This is a genomic window from Rhizobium sp. Pop5 (assembly GCF_024721175.1).
GTDB lineage: Bacteria > Pseudomonadota > Alphaproteobacteria > Rhizobiales > Rhizobiaceae > Rhizobium.
Map to the genome: position 1 here is coordinate 131117 of NZ_CP099398.1, position 19552 is coordinate 150668.

The 19552-nt window shown below is 55.0% G+C and carries 12 protein-coding genes and 1 pseudogene; 11 read left to right on the forward strand and 2 right to left on the reverse strand.

Translation table 11 applies throughout. The features are described 5' to 3' along the window. Positions 1-168: 168 nt before the first annotated feature. A complete protein-coding gene (gene istA / locus NE852_RS00670) occupies positions 169-1428 on the forward strand; it encodes an IS21 family transposase (RefSeq protein WP_037175809.1) in 1260 nt (419 codons plus the stop codon). Continuing rightward, a complete protein-coding gene (istB, locus tag NE852_RS00675; protein ID WP_008536647.1) occupies positions 1425-2306 on the forward strand; it encodes an IS21-like element ISRel3 family helper ATPase IstB in 882 nt (293 codons plus the stop codon). The genes istA and istB overlap by 4 nt, the downstream gene beginning before the upstream one ends. A gap of 320 nt (positions 2307-2626) precedes the next feature. Here istB and NE852_RS00680 read toward each other — a convergent pair. Continuing rightward, a pseudogene (locus NE852_RS00680) lies at positions 2627-3086 on the reverse strand (helix-turn-helix domain-containing protein); the annotation flags it as partial. A gap of 398 nt (positions 3087-3484) precedes the next feature. Between NE852_RS00680 and NE852_RS00685 the strand changes: the two are divergent. Then, positions 3485-5494, forward strand: a complete 2010-nt coding sequence (locus tag NE852_RS00685) for a methyl-accepting chemotaxis protein (RefSeq protein ID WP_012489469.1) — start codon at positions 3485-3487, stop codon at positions 5492-5494. A 521-nt stretch (positions 5495-6015) separates the two neighbouring features. Next, positions 6016-6201, forward strand: coding sequence for a hypothetical protein (locus NE852_RS00690; protein ID WP_004673279.1), 186 nt, complete (start codon positions 6016-6018; stop codon positions 6199-6201). Between the two features lie 70 nt (positions 6202-6271). On the opposite strand, the gene NE852_RS00695 is transcribed toward NE852_RS00690, so the two are convergent. Further along, entirely contained in the window at positions 6272-6607 is a 336-nt protein-coding gene (locus NE852_RS00695; RefSeq protein WP_239789243.1) for a helix-turn-helix transcriptional regulator, read from the reverse strand. A 1894-nt stretch (positions 6608-8501) separates the two neighbouring features. Here NE852_RS00695 and NE852_RS00705 point away from each other — a divergent pair. The 7 genes from NE852_RS00705 to NE852_RS00735 all read left to right on the forward strand — a co-directional run bounded on the left by NE852_RS00705 (position 8502) and on the right by NE852_RS00735 (position 19521). Continuing rightward, entirely contained in the window at positions 8502-9251 is a 750-nt protein-coding gene (locus NE852_RS00705; protein ID WP_011053351.1) for an SDR family oxidoreductase, read from the forward strand. Between the two features lie 211 nt (positions 9252-9462). After that, a complete protein-coding gene (locus tag NE852_RS00710) occupies positions 9463-11976 on the forward strand; it encodes a methyl-accepting chemotaxis protein (RefSeq protein WP_008534365.1) in 2514 nt (837 codons plus the stop codon). Positions 11977-12160: 184 nt separating this feature from the next. Next, positions 12161-13360: an ABC transporter substrate-binding protein gene (locus tag NE852_RS00715; RefSeq protein WP_008534366.1), complete on the forward strand. Its 1200-nt coding sequence runs from the start codon at positions 12161-12163 to the stop codon at positions 13358-13360. Between the two features lie 431 nt (positions 13361-13791). Beyond that, on the forward strand, positions 13792-16350 hold the full coding sequence (locus NE852_RS00720; RefSeq protein ID WP_004673285.1) for an EAL domain-containing protein: 2559 nt from the start codon (positions 13792-13794) through the stop codon (positions 16348-16350). 352 nt (positions 16351-16702) lie between these two features. Next, positions 16703-17587, forward strand: coding sequence for an MBL fold metallo-hydrolase (locus NE852_RS00725; RefSeq protein WP_008534368.1), 885 nt, complete (start codon positions 16703-16705; stop codon positions 17585-17587). A gap of 12 nt (positions 17588-17599) precedes the next feature. Continuing rightward, positions 17600-18727 (forward strand): zinc-dependent alcohol dehydrogenase family protein, encoded by a 1128-nt coding sequence (locus NE852_RS00730; protein WP_004673287.1) that lies wholly within the window; start codon positions 17600-17602, stop codon positions 18725-18727. After that, the gene (locus NE852_RS00735) at positions 18727-19521 is read left to right on the forward strand and encodes an N-acyl homoserine lactonase family protein (RefSeq protein WP_018247149.1); all 795 of its coding nucleotides are present in this window, start codon (positions 18727-18729) and stop codon (positions 19519-19521) included. The genes NE852_RS00730 and NE852_RS00735 overlap by 1 nt, the downstream gene beginning before the upstream one ends. Positions 19522-19552: the final 31 nt, after the last annotated feature.

Sequence of the window (19552 nt, forward strand, 5' to 3'; positions counted from 1 at the left end):
CACCCGGCGGACTTGTCCCAGGATTGTCAGTACCGGAGCAATACTCCTCATTAGTGCCGTTTGAATCTTCCCCAGGTGCTGCGGCCGCCGGTCTTCCGGGGCGCGCCCCGGAAGACCGGCGGCGCGTCATCGCCGATACTCCTTCCGATGGTCGGAAGGGGGATATTGGTGATCAAGCTGAGGGAGACGATCATGATCCTGGATCTGCATCAGCAGGGGCTGACGGTGTCGGCTATTTCCAGAGAAACTGGCATCGATCGCAAGACGGTGCGCAAATACATTGAGCGAGGACTTGAGGCTCCGGCCTATGGTCCAAGAAAGCCTCGGGCGACGGTCATCGACCCGTTCGCTTCTTACTTGCGGGAGCGGGTCAAATCCTATCCCGGTCTGACCGGCAGTCGATTGTTTCGAGAACTGCGTGAACGAGGCTATACCGGCGGCTACACGGCTGTGACGGATTTTCTCCGCGATGTACGCCCCGTTGCAAGTCAGGGCTTTGAAGTTCGTTTCGAGACGCCGCCTGGTGAGCAGGCCCAGGTCGATTTCGCCCAGTTCCATGTCGTCTTCACCGACGAACCGATGACGCCGAGGATCGTCTGGCTGTTCTCGATGGTGCTGGGTCATAGCCGCCTCATCTGGGCACGCTTCGTCATGCATCAGAACCTGCCGACCGTCCTGCGGTGTCATATAGCGGCCTTCGAGGCCATTGGTGGCGCTCCAAGAGAGGTGCTTTACGACCGGATGAAGACGGCCGTTATCGGCGAAGGCCAGACAGAAGGCATCGTCTATAACCGTGCCCTGATCGACCTGGCACGCCACTACGGTTTCCACCCGAAGGCCTGCAAACCTTATCGGGCCAAGACGAAGGGCAAGGTCGAGAGACCCTTTCGCTATATCCGCGAAGACTTCTTCCTCGCCCGTTCGTTTCGCAACCTCGATGATCTGAACGCCCAGCTCCGGCACTGGCTGGATACCGTCGCCAATCCAAGGAAGCATGCCACGACCCTGCGTGTCGTCAATGAAGCCTTCGCCGAGGAGCGGAAGCACCTGCGACCGTTACCGCTGGCTCCGTTCAAATCCGTTCTGAAGCTGGAGCGCCGGGTATCGCGGGAGGGAATGGTCAGCGTCGGCGGCAACACCTATAGCGTTCCGGATGCTACGCGAAGCCGAACGGTGGAAGTCCATTCTCTCGCTGACGAGGTCCGCATCTTCGAGAACGGCGTGCTGATCGCAGCCCATCCCGTCCTGGAGGGCCGCAAACAGCGCCGAGTTCATCCTGAGCATCGACGAACACTCGCGCCGCAACATCGGTCCAGGACGCGCGACGACGCCATTGTCGTCAAGCCCGCCGGCGACACCGTGCTTCAGAGATCTCTCGCCTTCTACGATGCCGTCGGCAAAGTCCTGGCACAGGAGAATCGCCCATGAGCGCGGCCCTCGATGCCATTCCGTCCATGATCGATCGTATCCGTCATGATCTCGTCGGCCTGAAGATGCCACGTGCACTCGAAGCTCTCGACCACGTCGTTCGACGCCTCGAGCACGGTGAGCTTTCCGCGCTGGAAGCCATTGATATCCTTCTCTCCGAGGAACTCACCTTACGCGAGAACAGCCGGATCAAGACCGCACTGCGAATGGGCAGGCTTGCGACGATCAAGACGCTCGCCGGCTTCGACTTCACCTTCCAGCCTTCGCTTGATCGAGATCGGATACTCACCTTGGCGCAGCTCGGCTTCGTCGATCGTCACGAGGCCGTTCATTTCCTTGGTCCGCCGGGAACAGGCAAAAGCCATCTCGCCACAGCGCTCGGCGTCGAAGCCGTGAAGGCCGGAAAGAGTGTGTATTTTACGACGCTCGCCGATCTGATCGGCTCACTTGCCCGCTCCGAGCGGGAAGGCAGATTGCAGGAGCGCATTCGCTTCTTCTGCAGGCCCAGCCTGCTGATCGTCGACGAGATCGGCTACCTGCCCGTCGTCCAGGGCGGCGGCAATCTGTTCTTCCAGCTCGTCAACGCGCGATATGAACGTGGCGCGATGATCCTGACGTCAAACCGCGGCTTTGCAGAATGGGGCGACGTCTTCGGAGATCCCGTCGTCGCAACGGCGCTGCTCGACAGATTGCTTCATCATGCCGTGGTCGTGCAGATCGAAGGATCAAGCTATCGGCTGCGGCAGCATGCCGAGCTGATGCCGGAGCATGTCCGATCCAAAGCCCTGATCGCACCGCCGGCGTTCGCTCCACCTCAAAAGCCACGTGGACGTCCGCCAAAAAATCCCCAAATCTCCGTGGCGTCCACATCGGCATAAATGGGGAATTTTACTTCGGCACTTCTGAGGAAAATTCACGCGGCATTGACAAGGATGACGAAACAGTCCTGGTTTCGACGACGCTTATATTCATAACGGCGCGTCTTCGGAGGGTTCACTTTCGTTCGTCTTCGGACACGCACCTGCTCGGATCTCGTCCGAACTTTTCATCCGGCGCTCACCACCACGGCTCTTTACCGCAGCAGCTCGGACTGGTTTGAGACCCGCTCCTGAAAGCCGATCCCGGAGGGCCATCCTCCATCATTCACGCAGCTTCACGTTACGGGGTTAGCTCACACTGAACTCCTTCCGTGCCTCTGCAGCACACTTTCGTCGATGAAGATCAGTTTCTCCGGATCGAGGTCCAATTGACCATCGAACCAGGCGCGCCGGCGCTTCAGGACGTCCGGTCGGTCCTGCTCCAGTGCGTGTGCGGTCTTTTTTAAAGGTCCACCCACGGCTTCGAAGCCAAGCGCCAAGTGCGCTGCGGCTGATCTTCACCTGCCGCTCGACGGACAAGCGCTCAACCATCTCATCGAGCGTCACATCCCTACGCTCGTTGATCAACGCGACAACGAATTCCTCGTGTGCATCCACTGCCGAAGGTCGTCTCCAGCCCTGTGGCCGAGCAGTCAGCTCACCCTCTTTCGCTCTTGCAATCCAGCGGATCGCCGTCGAAATCCCAACTCCGAAACGAGCCGCAGCCTGTCGAGCCGACATGCCCGCCGCAGACGCTTTCAAAACCCGTATTCGAAGATCATCGCTCAGGGCCTGTCCCATCATCCACCTCTTCTCTGTGGAGTTGAATCAGCTTCGATGGACGCCGTCACATCACAATCGATTCATCGATCGCAGGACTTGCTCTAGGTCGCTCGTGGCGGGGCGAAACTCGGTTGCTGAAAACGATGATGCTCTTCGAACGGCGCCAAATAAAATTTTGCCGGCTGCATCCTCCTTGTAAGCGCGGACGATCCATTGGACGCCTGACTATCCTTAAAACGTCGTCTTTTTGCATTCGAGACGGGCAGGAAAGGCTTCATTAACCAACGCAACCAATAGGTATTCTCAGCTATGTCACAGACCCACAAGATTGATCTGCCGTTCGAATGAATGAAACGGCAATTGGAAGATTTGAGTAGACAAGTCGATCGTCCACCTCACCTAAAAGGTTTGCCTTTATGCCCAAGTCCATTAGACTCGCTTTATCTTTGATATTTGTTCTGCTCTCTCTTCTCGCGGCGGGCCAGGGCATCGTGAGTATCGTCAAGCTGCTGTCCATTAGGAGCAATATATCCGAAGTTGCCAGCAACTGGCTGCCATCGATCGATGTGATAAATCGGATCAATACGATCACCGGGGACTACCGCATCCTGCAGTTCAGGCTGGTGACAAACTCATCAGATTCGACGAGCCTTGCGCATAATATCACCACCTTCCGCCAGAAGATGGAGGATCTCGCGAATGCCCGTGGTGAATATGAGCCGATGGTGACATCCGGCGAGGAGCGTCAGGCCTATGACGCGTTCTCCGCTTTGTGGACGCAATATCAGGAGGATGGCGAGCGGATTGTTAAACTAATGCAGGCAGGCAAGAAGGATGAAGCATTTGCTCTTCTAACGAGTGACGCCACGACGAAACTGTATAATGATAGCGGAGCGCTCCTTGACCAGGATGTCGCAGTTAACAAGCGTGGTGGAGTCGCGGCCGTCGGAAACACGATGGGCGCCGTTTCATCGACGGTTTTGGTCACCATTCTTGCCATGGCGCTGGCAACTACGACGGGCATTATAGCCCTGCTTTACTGCATCCGGAAGATTACCGATCCGATCTCGCGGTTGACTACCACGATGGGCGTACTGGCAGATGGTAATCTCGACACTGAGGTTCCTTTCGCAATGCGCGCCGACGAAATCGGCAAGATGTCGAGAGCCGTTGAGGTATTCAAGCAAAACAGCATCAAGGCCCGCGATCTGAACGCGCAGGAGGCCGCGTTGCAGGCCAAGAGCGCCGACTTGCAGTCGAGCATTGCCGAGGTGGTGTCAGCCGCCGTAGCCGGTGACTTCACCCATCGCATCACCAAGAAATACGGCGATGCGGCTCTCGACCGTTTTGCAGGAAGCGTCAACGAGCTGGTCACCTCTGTTGACCGGGGCATCGCCGAAACTCGCCGAGTTATCTCAGCGCTTGCCGATGGGGATCTGACGGAAAACATGTGCGGCGAGTTTCAGGGAGCCTTTGGTGAACTGAAGAGTAATGTCAACGCCACCATGGCAGCCCTTCGATCCGTATTAGGCGAGGTTCGCTCCGCCGTCGACACGATCAACGGCGGAGCCGGCGAGATGCGCATCGCCTCAGGCGACCTTTCAAAGCGCACGGAACAGCAAGCCGCGGCCCTGGAGGAGACCTCTTCGGCGCTTGAGGAAATCACGGTGGCGGTAAAAAGCTCGACAGAAAGAGCCACGGAAGCCAGCCATATGGTCGATGAGGCACGCAGAAGCACCGAGCAGTCGAGCGCGGTTGTCAAAGACGCGGTCGCCGCCATGGGCCGCATCGAGCAGGCCTCGGATGAAATCGGCCAGATCATTAACGTCATTGACGAGATCGCCTTCCAGACCAATCTTTTGGCCCTTAACGCCGGCGTCGAGGCGGCGCGTGCGGGTGACGCTGGAAAGGGTTTCGCCGTTGTGGCTCAGGAGGTGCGTGAACTGGCACAGCGCTCCGCCACTGCCGCCAAGGATATCAAGGCGCTGATCAACCGGTCCGGCGACGAGGTCAAAACTGGGGTCAGGCTGGTAACGGCCACAGGCGATGCCCTTGGTCTAATCCGAGGCCACGTGATCAAGGTGAACGAGCACGTTCATACGATCTCGACGGCGGCACGAGAGCAATCGACCGGGCTGGCGGAAGTCAGCACTGCGGTCAACCAGATGGATCAGACGACCCAGCAGAATGCGGCGATGGTGGAAGAATCGACGGCGGCCACCAACCGGTTGGCGGATGAGGCTTCCAATCTGGCGCGGCTTATTGCGCGCTTCAGGCTCGACGGTTCGACTGTTGTACGGCGTGTTGCCCACCAGAACGGTAAGCCGGCCGCCTCGCCAGCGCGTGCCCTCTCCCAGAAGCTTGCCGGCGCCTTCGGCGGACGTACTACAGCCGCTGTCGCGACTAAGGAATGGGAAGAGTTTTAATGAATCATGTCATAATTCACCGCAGGATATTATCGGTTTCCATCTGGCAGCCAGCAGTTCTGCATGAAGACGACGTTGATCCCGGAAATCCGGGGGTTAGCAGAGGCGACGCCGCTGCCCCTAACGCATGTTCTCGGTTCAGGGATCTGCCGGTTCTGTCATTCCGGTGATAGAGCTTGCTGCCGAGATAACCAATCCCATCGGTCTAGCCACAGCGCCATTGTCGTCGTTGAGGTAGCAGATGGTATCATCGGCCCGGTCGTCGATCAGGTCTCTGGCATTCTATCGATCAACGGCGATCGGATCCAACCGGTTCGGACTTAGGCGCGACTTCGACCCAACCTTCAGCTACGGAATCACTCCGCTTGAACAAGGGATGGAATGCTTCCTTAGTTTTGAGCAAAGGTTTGGCACCAATCAGGACGCATCGCAGCTGCCTAGCAGACTTTTGCTTTTTCACCTTCCGCGACTGTCTTCCTTCAAGACGCGGAGTATTAACGAAATTCAACGAGAGTTCGAAGATGTCCAAAGTTATCGCAATCAATTTCGGGCAACAGGCTAAGACAGATACCCACTTAGAAAGCCACGAAGATGCACAGTCGCAGCGCCTGGAGCAAGAGCGGCTGCAAATGATCCAAATCACCAATCACCTTGAAGCACTGTACGCTCGGCTGCTGACCGTCTGTGGCGACAGACCGAAAAATTAAGGGCGCAGCGATGGTATAGCCCGGTGGAGCGCTGCGAACCACAGCGCCATCGCGAAGGGCTATTTCCGGGTCAGCTTTCGGGCGGAGAGGCCTGCGAAGCACACATAGATCGCCTATGCGGCAGAACATCGCTCATATGCACTGTTTTAGATGGCAGTTCGCCGTAACGTCTCTTGTACTCTGCAGCAAAACGGCCGAGGTGTGTGAAGCCCCACTTAAGCGCTATTTCCGAAACGCTGATTTTAGCGCCGTTTTGCAGCAGTTCCTGTCGAGCTGCGCACATACGCAAGTCTCGGAGGTGCATTGTGGGGCTGGTATTACGAAATTGTCGGAAGCCGTGCTGCAAAGTCCGCACGCTGACCTTGGCCGCAGCGGCGATATCGTTAAGGGAAATGGGTTGAGCCATATGCTCTTCCATAAACTCCATTGCCCGTTTCACGTGGCGAGGCGTGGGAGACGGAGACGGACGACGAAGTTCATCGGTATAGCGATGCATACAGCTTTCGATCAAAAGGTACTCTATCGCGTCGAGGAGCGAGCTATAGGCCGACGGGCATTGTCGCAGAGCCCCCCGGCACTGAGGCCGCGATGGGCAGACAGGGCTAGTTCTCGCATGAGCGTTCCCGCGCTCGATGCAAGATCAAGGGTCGGCTGAATTTGCAGATTTCCGCTGATCGTCCGATCGAGCATGCGAGAAAGCTTGTCACGCAAGGATTGCGTATCGATCGTCAATGACAGTTGAGATCTTATGCCATCTTGTCGGGCATTCAGCGGAGCATTTGCAACATGCGGCGACTCTACCTGTTGCCCAGACCAATGAAAGACTGCATTCCCGGACGCCGGCAGGAAGACCGTTACGACGTCAACTGGGGAATCTATCATGACCGAGAACGCCCCTTCATGATGGGCATCCGCAACGCCAAAACCATCAAGGGAAATTCGACTGCAGCGAGAGTTAAGCGATCTACTGTCGTGTTGAGCAAGGTCAGAGGACGCCAGGGGCGATGATATCAAAGGCAAAAGACGTTCGGGATCGGAGCCCTCGATAAAGTTGTCTTTCACTAAGGTCCCTTCATCGGGCTTGCTGAACAAACTTTCGGTCATCCAATATAAACCTATCTATGAACACCAACTCGCACATGCCGGGACTAGTTTTCCAAACCTTCAAAGCTCGAGACCGGATGGCGTGCGAGCGATTTTGATCGCGTACATGACCGATTCGGACCTTTGTGGAGGCCGGTTGAATCTCTCATTCCCTAGGCTTTCGTCATGGCGGATCATCACCAGCACCGACATCCACGTTCTCCCGCTCGAGATGGCCTCCTAGTTTTTCAGCGCTGCAGTTGGGAAGCCTCTAATGATGCGATGACTGGCTTCCACAAGCCTCGAACAGATTGACAGATTGTCTGATATACGTTAATGCTATTCCTGATCAAAGGCAAGGCAGCATCAGGGAAATCTGCCACGGTTCTAGTGGAGTTCCCGCACGGCAAATCAATCTAAAGATGCCTCCCAAGGCGAGGGGTGACGGGCTGCTTTCGATCGCAGCCCGTCACGGGAAGGGTGGGAGTGCTATGAGTGGGAGAGAACCTACGCCAACCGACCTTGGAGGCCGTTGAGTCGACACGGAGAAAAATGATTGTGCTGTAGGATGGCCCCACGATTTCGCCACACGCTGGTCCTCTTAACCTGCGCATCAGCATACTTCGGTTATGACGTATAAGAGAGGCACGCTCCAGGCTCAACACTCGGAGACGCAAAGACGTCGACGAGTTCTTTTGGCCTACTAAGCGAGGCGGTCGCGGCAAATATCAATGCGTAAGCCGCGCCTCGTCGCATTGAGTTGACTTTGCGCTCTTCTTAGCGGGTACGGACTCCGGGCGTCTGATTGGGCAAAAGAAGAGCTTAAGGACGAAACCTGATGATGGTCAAACAGCTTGTGCTGCCATAGGCGTGCTGTTGTCTGTGCCGCGCGAACGCGAAAAGCGCGATCAAATCGGAACGTGGCGGCGAGAGAAGACTAACAGGAAAGACCACATCAAACTCAACCGGGTGTCGGAATACCGATGCTTACGGCATTGCGTGCATGAGGCCTCAAAATGACGCCGGTCTCGACATGTGTCCGCCGAAAATCGCAAAAAAGGAATTGACAGATTGTCGGACAAAAATTTTACTATATCGCCCGCGCATTGCTTGTTCGCGGGAGACGCAGCGACGGACCGGGAGTTATAAGTGCTAAACTTGGCCAAAAATGCACAAATTGTCGACCTTCTTAATCTGCCGGAAGCGGCGACCGGCGCGTGATACAAGCGTCTCTGACTCACAAGGCGTGTCATACTCCATCGACCGAGGTACTGGTTGAACGTGACAGTGACGCCAACATTTCTCCTGGGGAAAAAGTCTGTGTCTTGATAGGCGCGTCAAATCCTGTTGGTCTTTGTTTGGCGCGCTCATTTATAGAAAAAGGCTATCGGGTCGCCGTAGGCGACGCCAATCCCGCCGACTTCGCCTCCCTGGCTGAAGGCCAGGGAAACAATTTTTTACCGGTCAAAGTCAACCCGAACAGAGACGTTTACGTCAACTCAATGGCTGACCAGGTGTATTTGCGCTGGAGACGGGTCGACGTTCTGGTGAACATAGTTTTCCGCAGAAATGAAACAACCCAAACTGTAACGGGATCGCTATCCAGCGCGAATCTGGGGCTTGATGCCGTATCCAATCTAATCAGAGTTACAGGTGCCTTTAGCTCTCGACTTCAGGGCGCGGAGCTTGCCGTAGTGGACGTCGCATGGTTCGAAGAGACGACCTCGCTGGAAGCAGAAGCCGTCCTTCAAGCGGCGTTGCGCACTACTACCTCCGCAATTGCTAGGCAATATTTCGGTTCCGGGCTGAGGATAAATGCTGTACACGCCAGCGATGTGAACTCTACGTCTTCAAGCGAAAATGACGTGCTTCGAACAGTGATCCACGCCGTGCAATTCCTGGCGAATTCGGAACTGTCCGGAAAGCTGACAGGGAACGTGCTGGAGATCGATCCTCGGTGCAGATAGATCCACTCCCACGTTCTGATCCGGCAAATCTGCAGGTATTAACCTTCCGTTAAGTTTCTCGAAAGACGCAATGGGTAAGAGGTCAAATCCTAACAACACGTAAAAAAGTTTCGATTGTTTTAGTGAAACTCTTATCCATGTTCGTTCAGGCTCAAACATTACTATTCCAAAAGCGAGGCCCCAGCACCGTTTGAGCCCTTTGGAGGTAAGTATGTTCGTCGATCGCCTGTTATCCACCTTTACCATAAGAGCAAAGGTGTTATTGGTACTTGTACCCTTGATCCTGATATTGGCGGCAGTTGGTGGGGTCGGCTTAAAAGCAACTGGCTTGCTTCAGTCTCGTCTTCGGCTTTCAAATGAGGTTCTTCAGACCTTGAGCGGGTTTCGAAGTGTCGCGGAAAGCATGAACCGCTTTTTGGCGCAAAGCTCAACGGAGTACCGAGATGAGGCGCTGACAAGTTTAAACGGGCAGAGCGCAACCATGCAGTCGCTCCAGGAAGCGGCGGCAGGTAGCGGGAGCGAAACTGGTGCGCTCGAAAACAGTGTATCGGCAATGTCCGTTATCTCGGGCAGCATCGGCCGCATGTGGTCTTTGCATAATGACGAGGAATCCGTTCGCAGCGACATTGTTTCCAACTTGTCGAAGATCAAGGAGGTCGGAGGCGCCCTTAAATTGGCTGCGGTTGATGTGCGCTCACAAGTACGCAATCAGGAGAACTCCGGGAAAACCATGCTCCGGGAGGCTACCCGCTCACTCGATACGGCATCAGTTATGCAACACATGGCGGAAGACTTGGTGAGCTTGCCGGACGGAGCGAAGCAGCCTCCGACTGTCGCCCAGCAAGGGCTTGTGATCAAAAAGTCGCTAAAAACAGTTAAGCGGGTAGTCTCGACTGCTGACGAGCAGGCCGTTACTAAAATTGAGAGGACTATCGCCAAGCTAATCGCCAACCCCGAATTTGTCGACCCTTCCACACGGCTTGCCGGCTCTGACCTACAGAGCTTTGCGACGAACCTGCGAGTGGATGCGATCCAGCACATGATTGAAGGAACAAATGCGATCCGGGCGTTGGATAAAGCGTTGACGGATTCCGAAATGCTTGTTGCGACGGCGACAACGATCGGCCAGGACGCCGATTCGATCGAAATCGAAATCAATAACCTGTTCCGTACAGCCAACGCAGAGAATCAGCAGCGCCTCGTTGAGCAACTTACAAAATTGGCGCGTGACACCGTGGCAGTTGGAGGCGTTGCCAGCTCGATATCTGGCTTCGATAAAATGCAGGAAGATCTATTCGCCCAGGTGGATTCTATCCAAGAGAACACAGAGAAGCTGGTCAAGATAGCGGAAGCCCGCCAAGCGCAATATTCTGAGGCGGACAAAACCGGTCAGGAGATCTGGAAAAACCTCGTAACTTTTGCAGCAACTCAGGAAAACGATGCTCGCAATGAAAGCAATCTTGCCCGCTTGCTGTCAACTATCGCCACAGTGTCCGGCGTCTTGGTAGCCTTGGCGGCTGGCGCCGGCCTGATGGCGACACTTCGCGCCCCGATCGAACGGATCGCGAAGCGCATGCAAGAGCTGGCAAAGGGCGATCTTCGATCGCAGATTGTCGGACGTGACCGGAGAGACGAAATAGGTGAAATGGCTCGCGCACTCGAGGTTTTCCGTGAAAATGCTGTCTCGAAGATGGACATCGAGACACGAACGGAAGCCGATAGGAAAACCGTTGAACAGGAGCGGATGGATCGTGAACGCGAACGCGCTCAGATGGAGGAGGAGGTCGCAACTGCCGTCACCATTCTAGGAGAGGCGTTATCTCGATTGGCGCGTGGCGACATCTCTCAAGAAATTGACCGCCAATTCCATCCCAATCTTGAGCCGCTGAGGCGCGATTTCAATCACTCGCTTTCGATCCTGAGAGAGACAGTGTCTCATATCGACGAGAATACCAATCAAATTCAATGGGGAACCAGCGAGCTTTTCAAAGCCTCAGATGATCTGTCGCGGCGAACTGAATTGCAAGCCGCCTCACTGGAGGAGGCTGCGGCCGCCGTCGAACAGGTGACGGTCACGGTCAGAAAATCATCCGAGAATGCCTATGAAACCCAGGCTTTCGTGTCCGTTGTTAAAGAACACGCCGAGGGTGCGGCAACCATTGTGACCGATGCGATCAACGCAATGGGCAGAATAGAAGACGCGTCCCACAAGATCGGCCAAATCATTGGTTTGATCGATACGATTGCGTTCCAGACAAATCTTTTGGCACTAAATGCTGGTGTCGAGGCGGCTCGTGCTGGAGATGCCGGAAAGGGTTTTGCAGTCGTAGCCCAGGAAGTGCGCGAACTTGCCCAGAAATCATCAGCTGCAGCCCGCGAGATTCGCCACCTGATTTCGGAATCCTCTTCGGAGGTGGCGATCGGCTCAGATTACGTGGGGAAAGCAGGTGAGGCGTTACACAACATAACGGCGTCGATCTTGAAGATTTCCGATCGGATTGATCAAATCGTCAATTCGAGCCGCGAGCAAGCGGCGTCCCTCGCCGAGATCAACAATAACGTCAATGTACTTGACCAGGGAACACAACAAAACGCTGCCATGGCCGAGCAGACAAATGCCGCGGCAAAGACTCTCTCGGATCAGACTAACGAACTCAGCGAGCGGCTCGCTTCATTCAAATTGACCGAAGATAAGTCGACGCGTCGGGTTAGGTTAGTGGCGTAAGCTACGCATCGAACGGGACTGCCACGCGTCGGATGGCCACTGTGATAGCGGCGTTCTACTGAAGGGAAATCCGCTTACGGAAGCGAAATCCGGCCTTAGGCTCTTGGTCTCCCTTTCGCCGCCCGTCTGACTGTAAAAAACCCACCTAGAGCCGATCAACCTTCAAGAGATCAACTGCTTTGCAATGCTCAGAGACACGAGAGGTATCAAATCCGTGCGCATACGTGAAATTACAAGAGCCATTATTCTAATCACCGGCTTGGTGATCCCTTCTGTAGCGGCCGCCGGTGGCCTTACGGAATTGCCGCGGGAGGAACGAAAAACCTACGAGTTGCTCGATCCAAAGTTGCCTACAGGTGAATCTGTCTTCCGCACGTTTAAGGCACAGCGAGCACCGCCGTGGAAAATTGGGTACGCATCGACATATGCTGACAATTCTTGGCGTGCGAGTATTCTTGATGAGTTCACAAACAAGATTGTTCCAGCTTTCAAGAAAGCGGGGCTGGTCTCCGAGTTCATCGTCACCCAGTCAAATCTTGAAGACGCTGTCCAGATCAGGCAGATGCGGCAGATGGTAGACGACGGCGTTGATGCAATTATTATCTGCTGTTCGAACCTCACGGCGCTTAATCCTACGATAGAGTATGCGTATTCAAAAGGAGTGCCTGTGTTCTCGTACTCTGGTTACGTAACATCGCCGTTCGCCGTCAACGCAACTGAGAACAACATGCAAGGCGGGTTTGAGGCGGCGAAGTGGCTCGCTGAAGAAATCGAAGGAAGTGGCAATGTGCTTCTCGTTTCGGGGATCTCCGGCTTTGCCTCCTCGGACAGCTTTGACGTCGGCGCAAAGAAGGCTCTGGAGTATTATCCCGAGATAAAGATCGTAGGTCATGTCGACGGGAAGTGGACAGACAAGGTCGCGCAGGCCGAGGTGCAAAAATTCCTTGCAGCGAATCCCGGTCGAATTGATGGTATTATCGTTCAGTCGGGAGCTGAGAATGGTGTTATCAACGCGGTGCGCCAGTCCGGGCGCGACATGATCCCAATCGTTCTAGGGGGCGAAGCTTCGGCAGCCTGTTACTGGCGACGGAACCCCGACTTCGTAAGCAAGAGTTTTCATTTCTGGCCGCCGCGCTCTGAGGCGGGTTTCGTATGGGACGTAATGATGCGAACTCTTGAGGGACAGGGCCCCAAAATTCAGACAATCCTGCGGCCAGCAATTCCCAGTACCATAGAGGATGTAATGGCGGATTTGCCAGCTGATTGCGATCCTAACTCTGAGGATTGGATCGAGCCGAAGAATACAGCTTGGTGGTCTGCCAGCGCTGCTGCTAAATATTTCGATAACCCAGCGGATCCGCTCTCCTGGAAGCCGGCCGATTGAAGATCGCATGCGGGGTCTGTGTGGAATGCGGTGCCTTCATGATCGGCTCTCGTGCAAGGTAGGCTGCGCTAAGGAATGACAGTTCAAATTGGGAAATGCCCGGGTCGCCTCAGGAGACATGAGACAAGCGATCCGGTTCCAACGAACATATTTGCTCCGCGGTAGCATTCTTCCTCCGGCCCTCCTCTCGCCAAACGGGACAACATACTCATTGCGCCTTTCAATCTACGTGCTGCCGCGAAGGTTGTTGCTTCGAATGTGAAAGCAAAGTTCATTTCCGACCGCACTATCCGGCTCAGGCCGACGCGCGGTTCGACGCCTTACTGACATATCTGCATCAATTTGTTGCTCGAATGATTTGGGTGGCGTTCCCGGAATTCCTGATCGGATGGATGATGCATCTGTCTTGGCCCTCGGTAAGGAGCTTCACGATGAATTCGACTTTACAACCGCTTTGGCAACGCTCCTTTTTTCAGAAAAGGCGCAATCGCCGGAGAGACGAAGCGCTGCATCATGATACCTCAGCCGACCGAGGAGCGCTGCTTGAAGCATTGATCGGCGTGTTGCCCCTCCCAATTTTCTTCAAAGATCTGCACGGTCGCTATGTCGGTTGCAACAAGGTTTTCGAAGATCTCCTCGGTCGCTCGCGCGACGAGATCATCGGGAATACAGATTTTGATCTCAGTTCAACGCAACTGGCGGAAATTTATTCTATTGAAGAGAAAGGCCTTCTTGAAAGGGGTGGAGCCCAAGTCTCCGAGCGTAAGATCGCTCTCGCAAACGGCGCCATCCTGGATGTTGTCTGCAACAAGGCAGTTTTCAGAGGTCACGACGACGAGCCCGCGGGTCTGATTGGCGTTATCATCGACATAACCGAACACAAGTTGGCGGAGCAGGAACTCAAAAACGCTCTCGAACTAGCCCAAGGGATCGTCACCGCTATTCCAGACGTTCTGTTTGAGGTCGACGAGGATGGGCGATATCTTCAGGTCTGGACCAGAAATCCCGAACTACTAGCCCAGCAGCGGGAAATGCTACTGGGTAGGACGGTCGACCAAGTTCTTGCGCCTGATCAAGCGGCTATTGCAATGGAGGCGCTTCGAACTGCAAGCAGTGAAGGAGTTGCCTACGGTCGATGCATTAGCGTATCCTTGCCAAACGGCGAGACCCGATGGTTCGAGTTGTCGGTGGCTAGACGACCAAGCGCCGATCCTGACGCCGCCACCACGCTCCTGGCATTTTCGCGTGATGTCACGGAACGAAGGCAGGCGGAAGACGCCATCAACTCCGTGCGGACGCAATTGCTAAGTGTGCTGCAAACCATTCCTGACATGGTTTGGGTAAAGAATGTCGATGGCGTACACCTGTTGTGCAATCATGCATTTGAGCGGCTGACCGGGAAATCGGAGGCGGAGGTCGTTGGAAAAACGGACCTTGAATTGTTCGGGGCTGAGAGAGCTCACATTTCCGGAAAATCTGATGAGGCCACGATCGAAGCCGGTGGCATACTTATCGACGAGAATTGGGTGGTTTCCCCGGAGAACGGTCAGTCCATTCTTCTCGAAACACGTAAACTTGCGGTCCTCGGCGCCGGGGGAGAGGTTACAGGAGTCCTCGGGGTCTCTCGCGATGTCACGGAACTGAACGCCTCGCGGGAAAAAATCAGGCAAATGGCCTTTTACGATCCGGTGACTTCTTTGCCGAACCGCTTGCTGTTTAACGAGCGATTGCAAAAGGTCGTCAGTGACGCGTCGTCTCAACGTCGGCGGACAGGGGTAATGCTGATTGACATCGACCATTTCAAAGTCGTGAACGATACGATGGGTCACCCTGTGGGTGATCAACTACTCTGCCAGGTCGCTACCCGGCTTAAGAAATCTGTCCGCGATCTCGACACGGTTGCGCGTCTCGGCGGCGACGAGTTCGCGATTCTGTTGCCGGAAATCCAGACAACCGACGATCTCGATTGGGTTGCGTGCTCGATCCTCGAGAGATTCAAGGAATCTTTCCTATTGGATGGCAAGGAAGTCTACGTGTCATGCAGTGTAGGCATCGCGATCTCGCCCGACGACAGCACAGATGTCAACGATCTGGTGAAATACGCCGACTCTGCGATGTATCTTGCCAAACGCTCGGGGAGAAACAGTTTTCGCTTTTATTCGAAGGATTTGACTGTGGGCGTGGAGGAGCGCATGCAGTTGGAATCTGAATTGCGCCGCGCTATCGAGCGCGAAGAATTGGAGCTGCACTACCAGCCCAAGGTGCTTCTGGACAGCGGCGTAATGATAGGATCGGAAGCGTTGTTGAGATGGCCTCATCCCGAGATGGGCATGATTCCGCCGGTTCGATTCATTCCGGTCGCTGAGGATACCGGGCTGATCGTTGAACTCGGGCGATGGGTGCTGCGTGAAGCGTGCAAGACGGCGAAGGAGCTGAACGCCGATTGCCACCACCTGCACAAGATTGCAGTCAACCTTTCGGGTAAGCAATTCCAATGCTCACGGTTGGTAAACGAGATCGCTGCAATCCTCGGTGAAACCGGTTGCCGCGCGGAATGGATCGAAATCGAAATCACGGAGAGTCTGCTTCTCGATCGGAAGGGCGAGACCCTGCAGACGCTTCTTAAGCTGCGTCAAATGGGATTTTCGATTGCTATCGATGATTTTGGCACCGGTTACTCGGCGCTCAACTATCTAGCCCGCTTCCCGATCGACACGCTGAAGATCGATCGGTCATTCATAAATAGCTCGGACAAAAGGAACGAAGAATTGGTCAAAGCGATTCTGTCCATTGCACAATGTCTTGGGCAGGACGTGGTGGCGGAAGGTGTTGAGACCGCCGAGCAGGCAGCATTTCTCGCAGCGAACGGATGCGGTTCGGCGCAAGGCTTCTTTTACAGCAAGGCCCTGCCGAAGATGGAATTGATCGCTCTTTGGGTGCGCGCGTCCGCCACCGGCTTCGTTTCAGATCGTTACGCCGCTTCGCGATGATGAGCGCGAATAAGGGAAAATGTCACCTGTCTGATGGACGGTGATGCGGTGCGCGCTGTGAGACAACTCAACTTGAGCCTCGTCAATCTCTGAATGTCTGCGGTTTTTCGCGGAACAGGGGGCAACGCTGGGTCAACGACCATGCGTTGTGCGGCCCCGCGAGCCGCATTCTCGAATGCTCTGCTCCTACTGCGCGGCATTCGGTAGGCCGGGGAAAACGCGGTACACCGGCTCCTAAAGCAAGGCAGTCGCTCTCGATATGGCTTTCTTCAAAAATATTTGACAGATTATCATACAATCTGCCAAAAATGTCGCCAAGCACCTGATGGGAGGAAAATCAGTGTCTCTTAGTATGCATCACCTGGCCAAGCTTCCGTATTTTTATCCGTTCGAATTTGGCGATGGAAAAATCACGGTACTGTCCGACGGGCCGTTAGAGCTAGGAGATCCTCGCCTGAACTTCTTGGGGGTAGAGCCACGCACGGTCAGCCTGATGCTAGAGGACAATTTCCTGCCAACGAACAAAGTTGTACTCGAGCAAAACGTGCCGCTTGTTGAGATAAATGGAAGAACAATTCTATTTGATACCGGGATGGGGTCTTCCAAAGCTTTCGGGCCCACCACAGGTCGACTCCTAGCCAGCCTGAGAGAGGCAGGTCGAGATCCGACGGAGATCGATGCGGTGGTTCTGTCGCACGCCCATATCGATCATATCGGCGGTCTGTGCGATGGCAATGGAAGGTTAAATTTCCCGAACGCCGACATCTTCATCAGTGAGCGAGACTTCACGGACTGGACGGACGGGTCGTCGATCGATTCTTCATTTCAATTTCAAATCGATAACGCTCGGCGAAACCTGCTTCCCCACAAGGATCGGACCTTCTTTTTCAAAGACGGCGAGGAGTTCTTGCCGGGCGTTCACGCGATTTCGGCCCCCGGCCACACGCTCGGTCATCATTGTTTTATGCTGCAGTCGGGAAACGATCGCCTCTGTTTTCTCGGCGACCTTACGCACCATCATATCCTGTTGATGGAGAGGCCGATGATGGAATTCCGATACGACACGGACCCGAAGCTGTCAGCTAGATCCCGCACGCGCGTGCTTGATATGCTGGCGACAGATCGCATTGCGGTAATGTCCTATCACTTCGCATGGCCAGGTGCCGGGCATGTGGTGCGAAACGGAGACGGATTCCGCTATATCCCCTCTCCAATGCAGTTGCTTGCACATCGATAAGGAATTTCAAAGATGCAGATGCGTTCGGTAATCCTCAGGGAGTCGGGTCTGCCGAAGCCCTATTCAAATTCGAAACCTCTTAAGATTGAGCTTGTGGAACTGACGCCGCCTGGCCCCATGGAGGTGTTGGTCAAGATCAAGGCTGCCGGTGTCTGCCACTCTGACCTGTCCGCAATCAATGGGGACAGACCGCGTCCGCTTCCAGTCGCTCTAGGCCATGAGGCATCTGGCGTCGTCGCAGCAATCGGACCGAGTGTCGAGAAGGTTGAGGTTGGTGACCATGTAGTCATGTCATTTCTGCCGGTTTGTGGCCATTGCTCATATTGCGCTGAAGGCCGCGCCAGCCTCTGCGAACCGGGCTACCAGGCCAATGCTGCAGGAACGCTTCTATCCGGCGGCAAGCACATCCGTTTGAGAGGATACGAAATTAACCACCATAGCGGCGTTTCTGCGTTTTCCGAATATGCTGTCGTGTCGGCGAGCTCGGTAGTCAAAGTGACCAAAGATATCGATTTGGCGACAGCTGCTCTCTTCGGCTGTGCCGTTATGACCGGCGTTGGAGCTGTGATGAACACGTGTGGGGTCCGCCCAGGCCGTAGTGTGGCGGTAATCGGGCTCGGCGGCGTAGGCCTTTCGGCGATACTTGGCGCTGTTGCGAGCGGTGCAAGCGATATCGTGGCGATCGACCTAATCCAAGCGAAGCTGGATCTTGCCAAGGAGCTGGGAGCGACGAAGACTTTTTTGGCCACCTCGCCGAATATTGTTGCCCAAGTAAAAGGCGCGACAAGCGGCGGGGTAGACTACGCGATAGAGATGGCTGGATCCAAAAAGGCATTCGAGCTTGCATATGAGATTACCCGGCGCGGAGGGATGACCGCTACGGCCGGACTGGCCAGCGCAAATTCCCGTTTCGAGGTTTCGCCCTTGCCGTTGGTCGGAGAGGAGAGAACGATCAAGGGCAGCTATATGGGTTCCTGCGTGCCATCGCGCGACATACCCCGCTATATCGACCTTTACCTCAAAGGTAAGCTGCCAGTGGACAAATTGCTGTCGAGCACTGGCCCCCTTGATGAGATCAATGAGGTTTTCGACCGTCTTGACAGGGCCGAGATCAATCGACACCTAGTCTTGATGGACTGATGGCGGGGAGAATTCTCTTGAACGAGTGGACAGTGCTCGCCATCCATTACGGCACCGCGCAAAGACCAGTAAGTGACCTGATACTAGAGACGAATGACATTCATGATCGTCCATCACAAATCGACTACTTCGTGTGGCTGATCCGTCTCGAGGACCGATTAATTCTTGTTGACACTGGTTTCGAAGCCGGAGAGGGCGCGGCCAGAGGGCGGACCCTCTTGATCCATCCGGTGGCAGCACTGAGCAGCCTTGGCATCAAATCCAGCGAAATTACTGATGTCGTTGTGACACACCTGCACTACGATCACGCCGGAAACCTCCCGGCCTTTCCTAACGCCACTTTTCACATTCAGGATCGGGAGATGGCGTATGGAACGGGGCGGTGTATGTGCCATGAGCGAATGCGTCGGCCTTTTGCTACAGAAGGTGTCGTCGACGCGGTCCGGCTCGTTTTTCAGTCACGGGTACGGTTCCATGATGGGGATGGGGAAATTGTTCCTGGATGCAGGGTGCATCTGGTTGGCGGTCACTCGAAAGGTTTGCAAGTTGTTACGGTGGCAACAGGCGGCGCTTTGCTGGTTATCGCTTCCGACGCGCTTCATTTCCAGCACTATCTTGAAAATGACGGCGCGTTTCCCCTGTTTGCAGATTACCTAGAGGTCATCGAGGGTTACAACAAGCTCCGCGTCCTTGCCGGAGCAAACGGACTCATCATTCCGGGTCATGACCCTGAGGTGCTACAGAAATTTTCTCCCCTTGCGCCAGACCTCCAGTTCGCTAGAGTTCTCCTGTGACCCACAATAAACCGATTGAAATTTTTTGCTG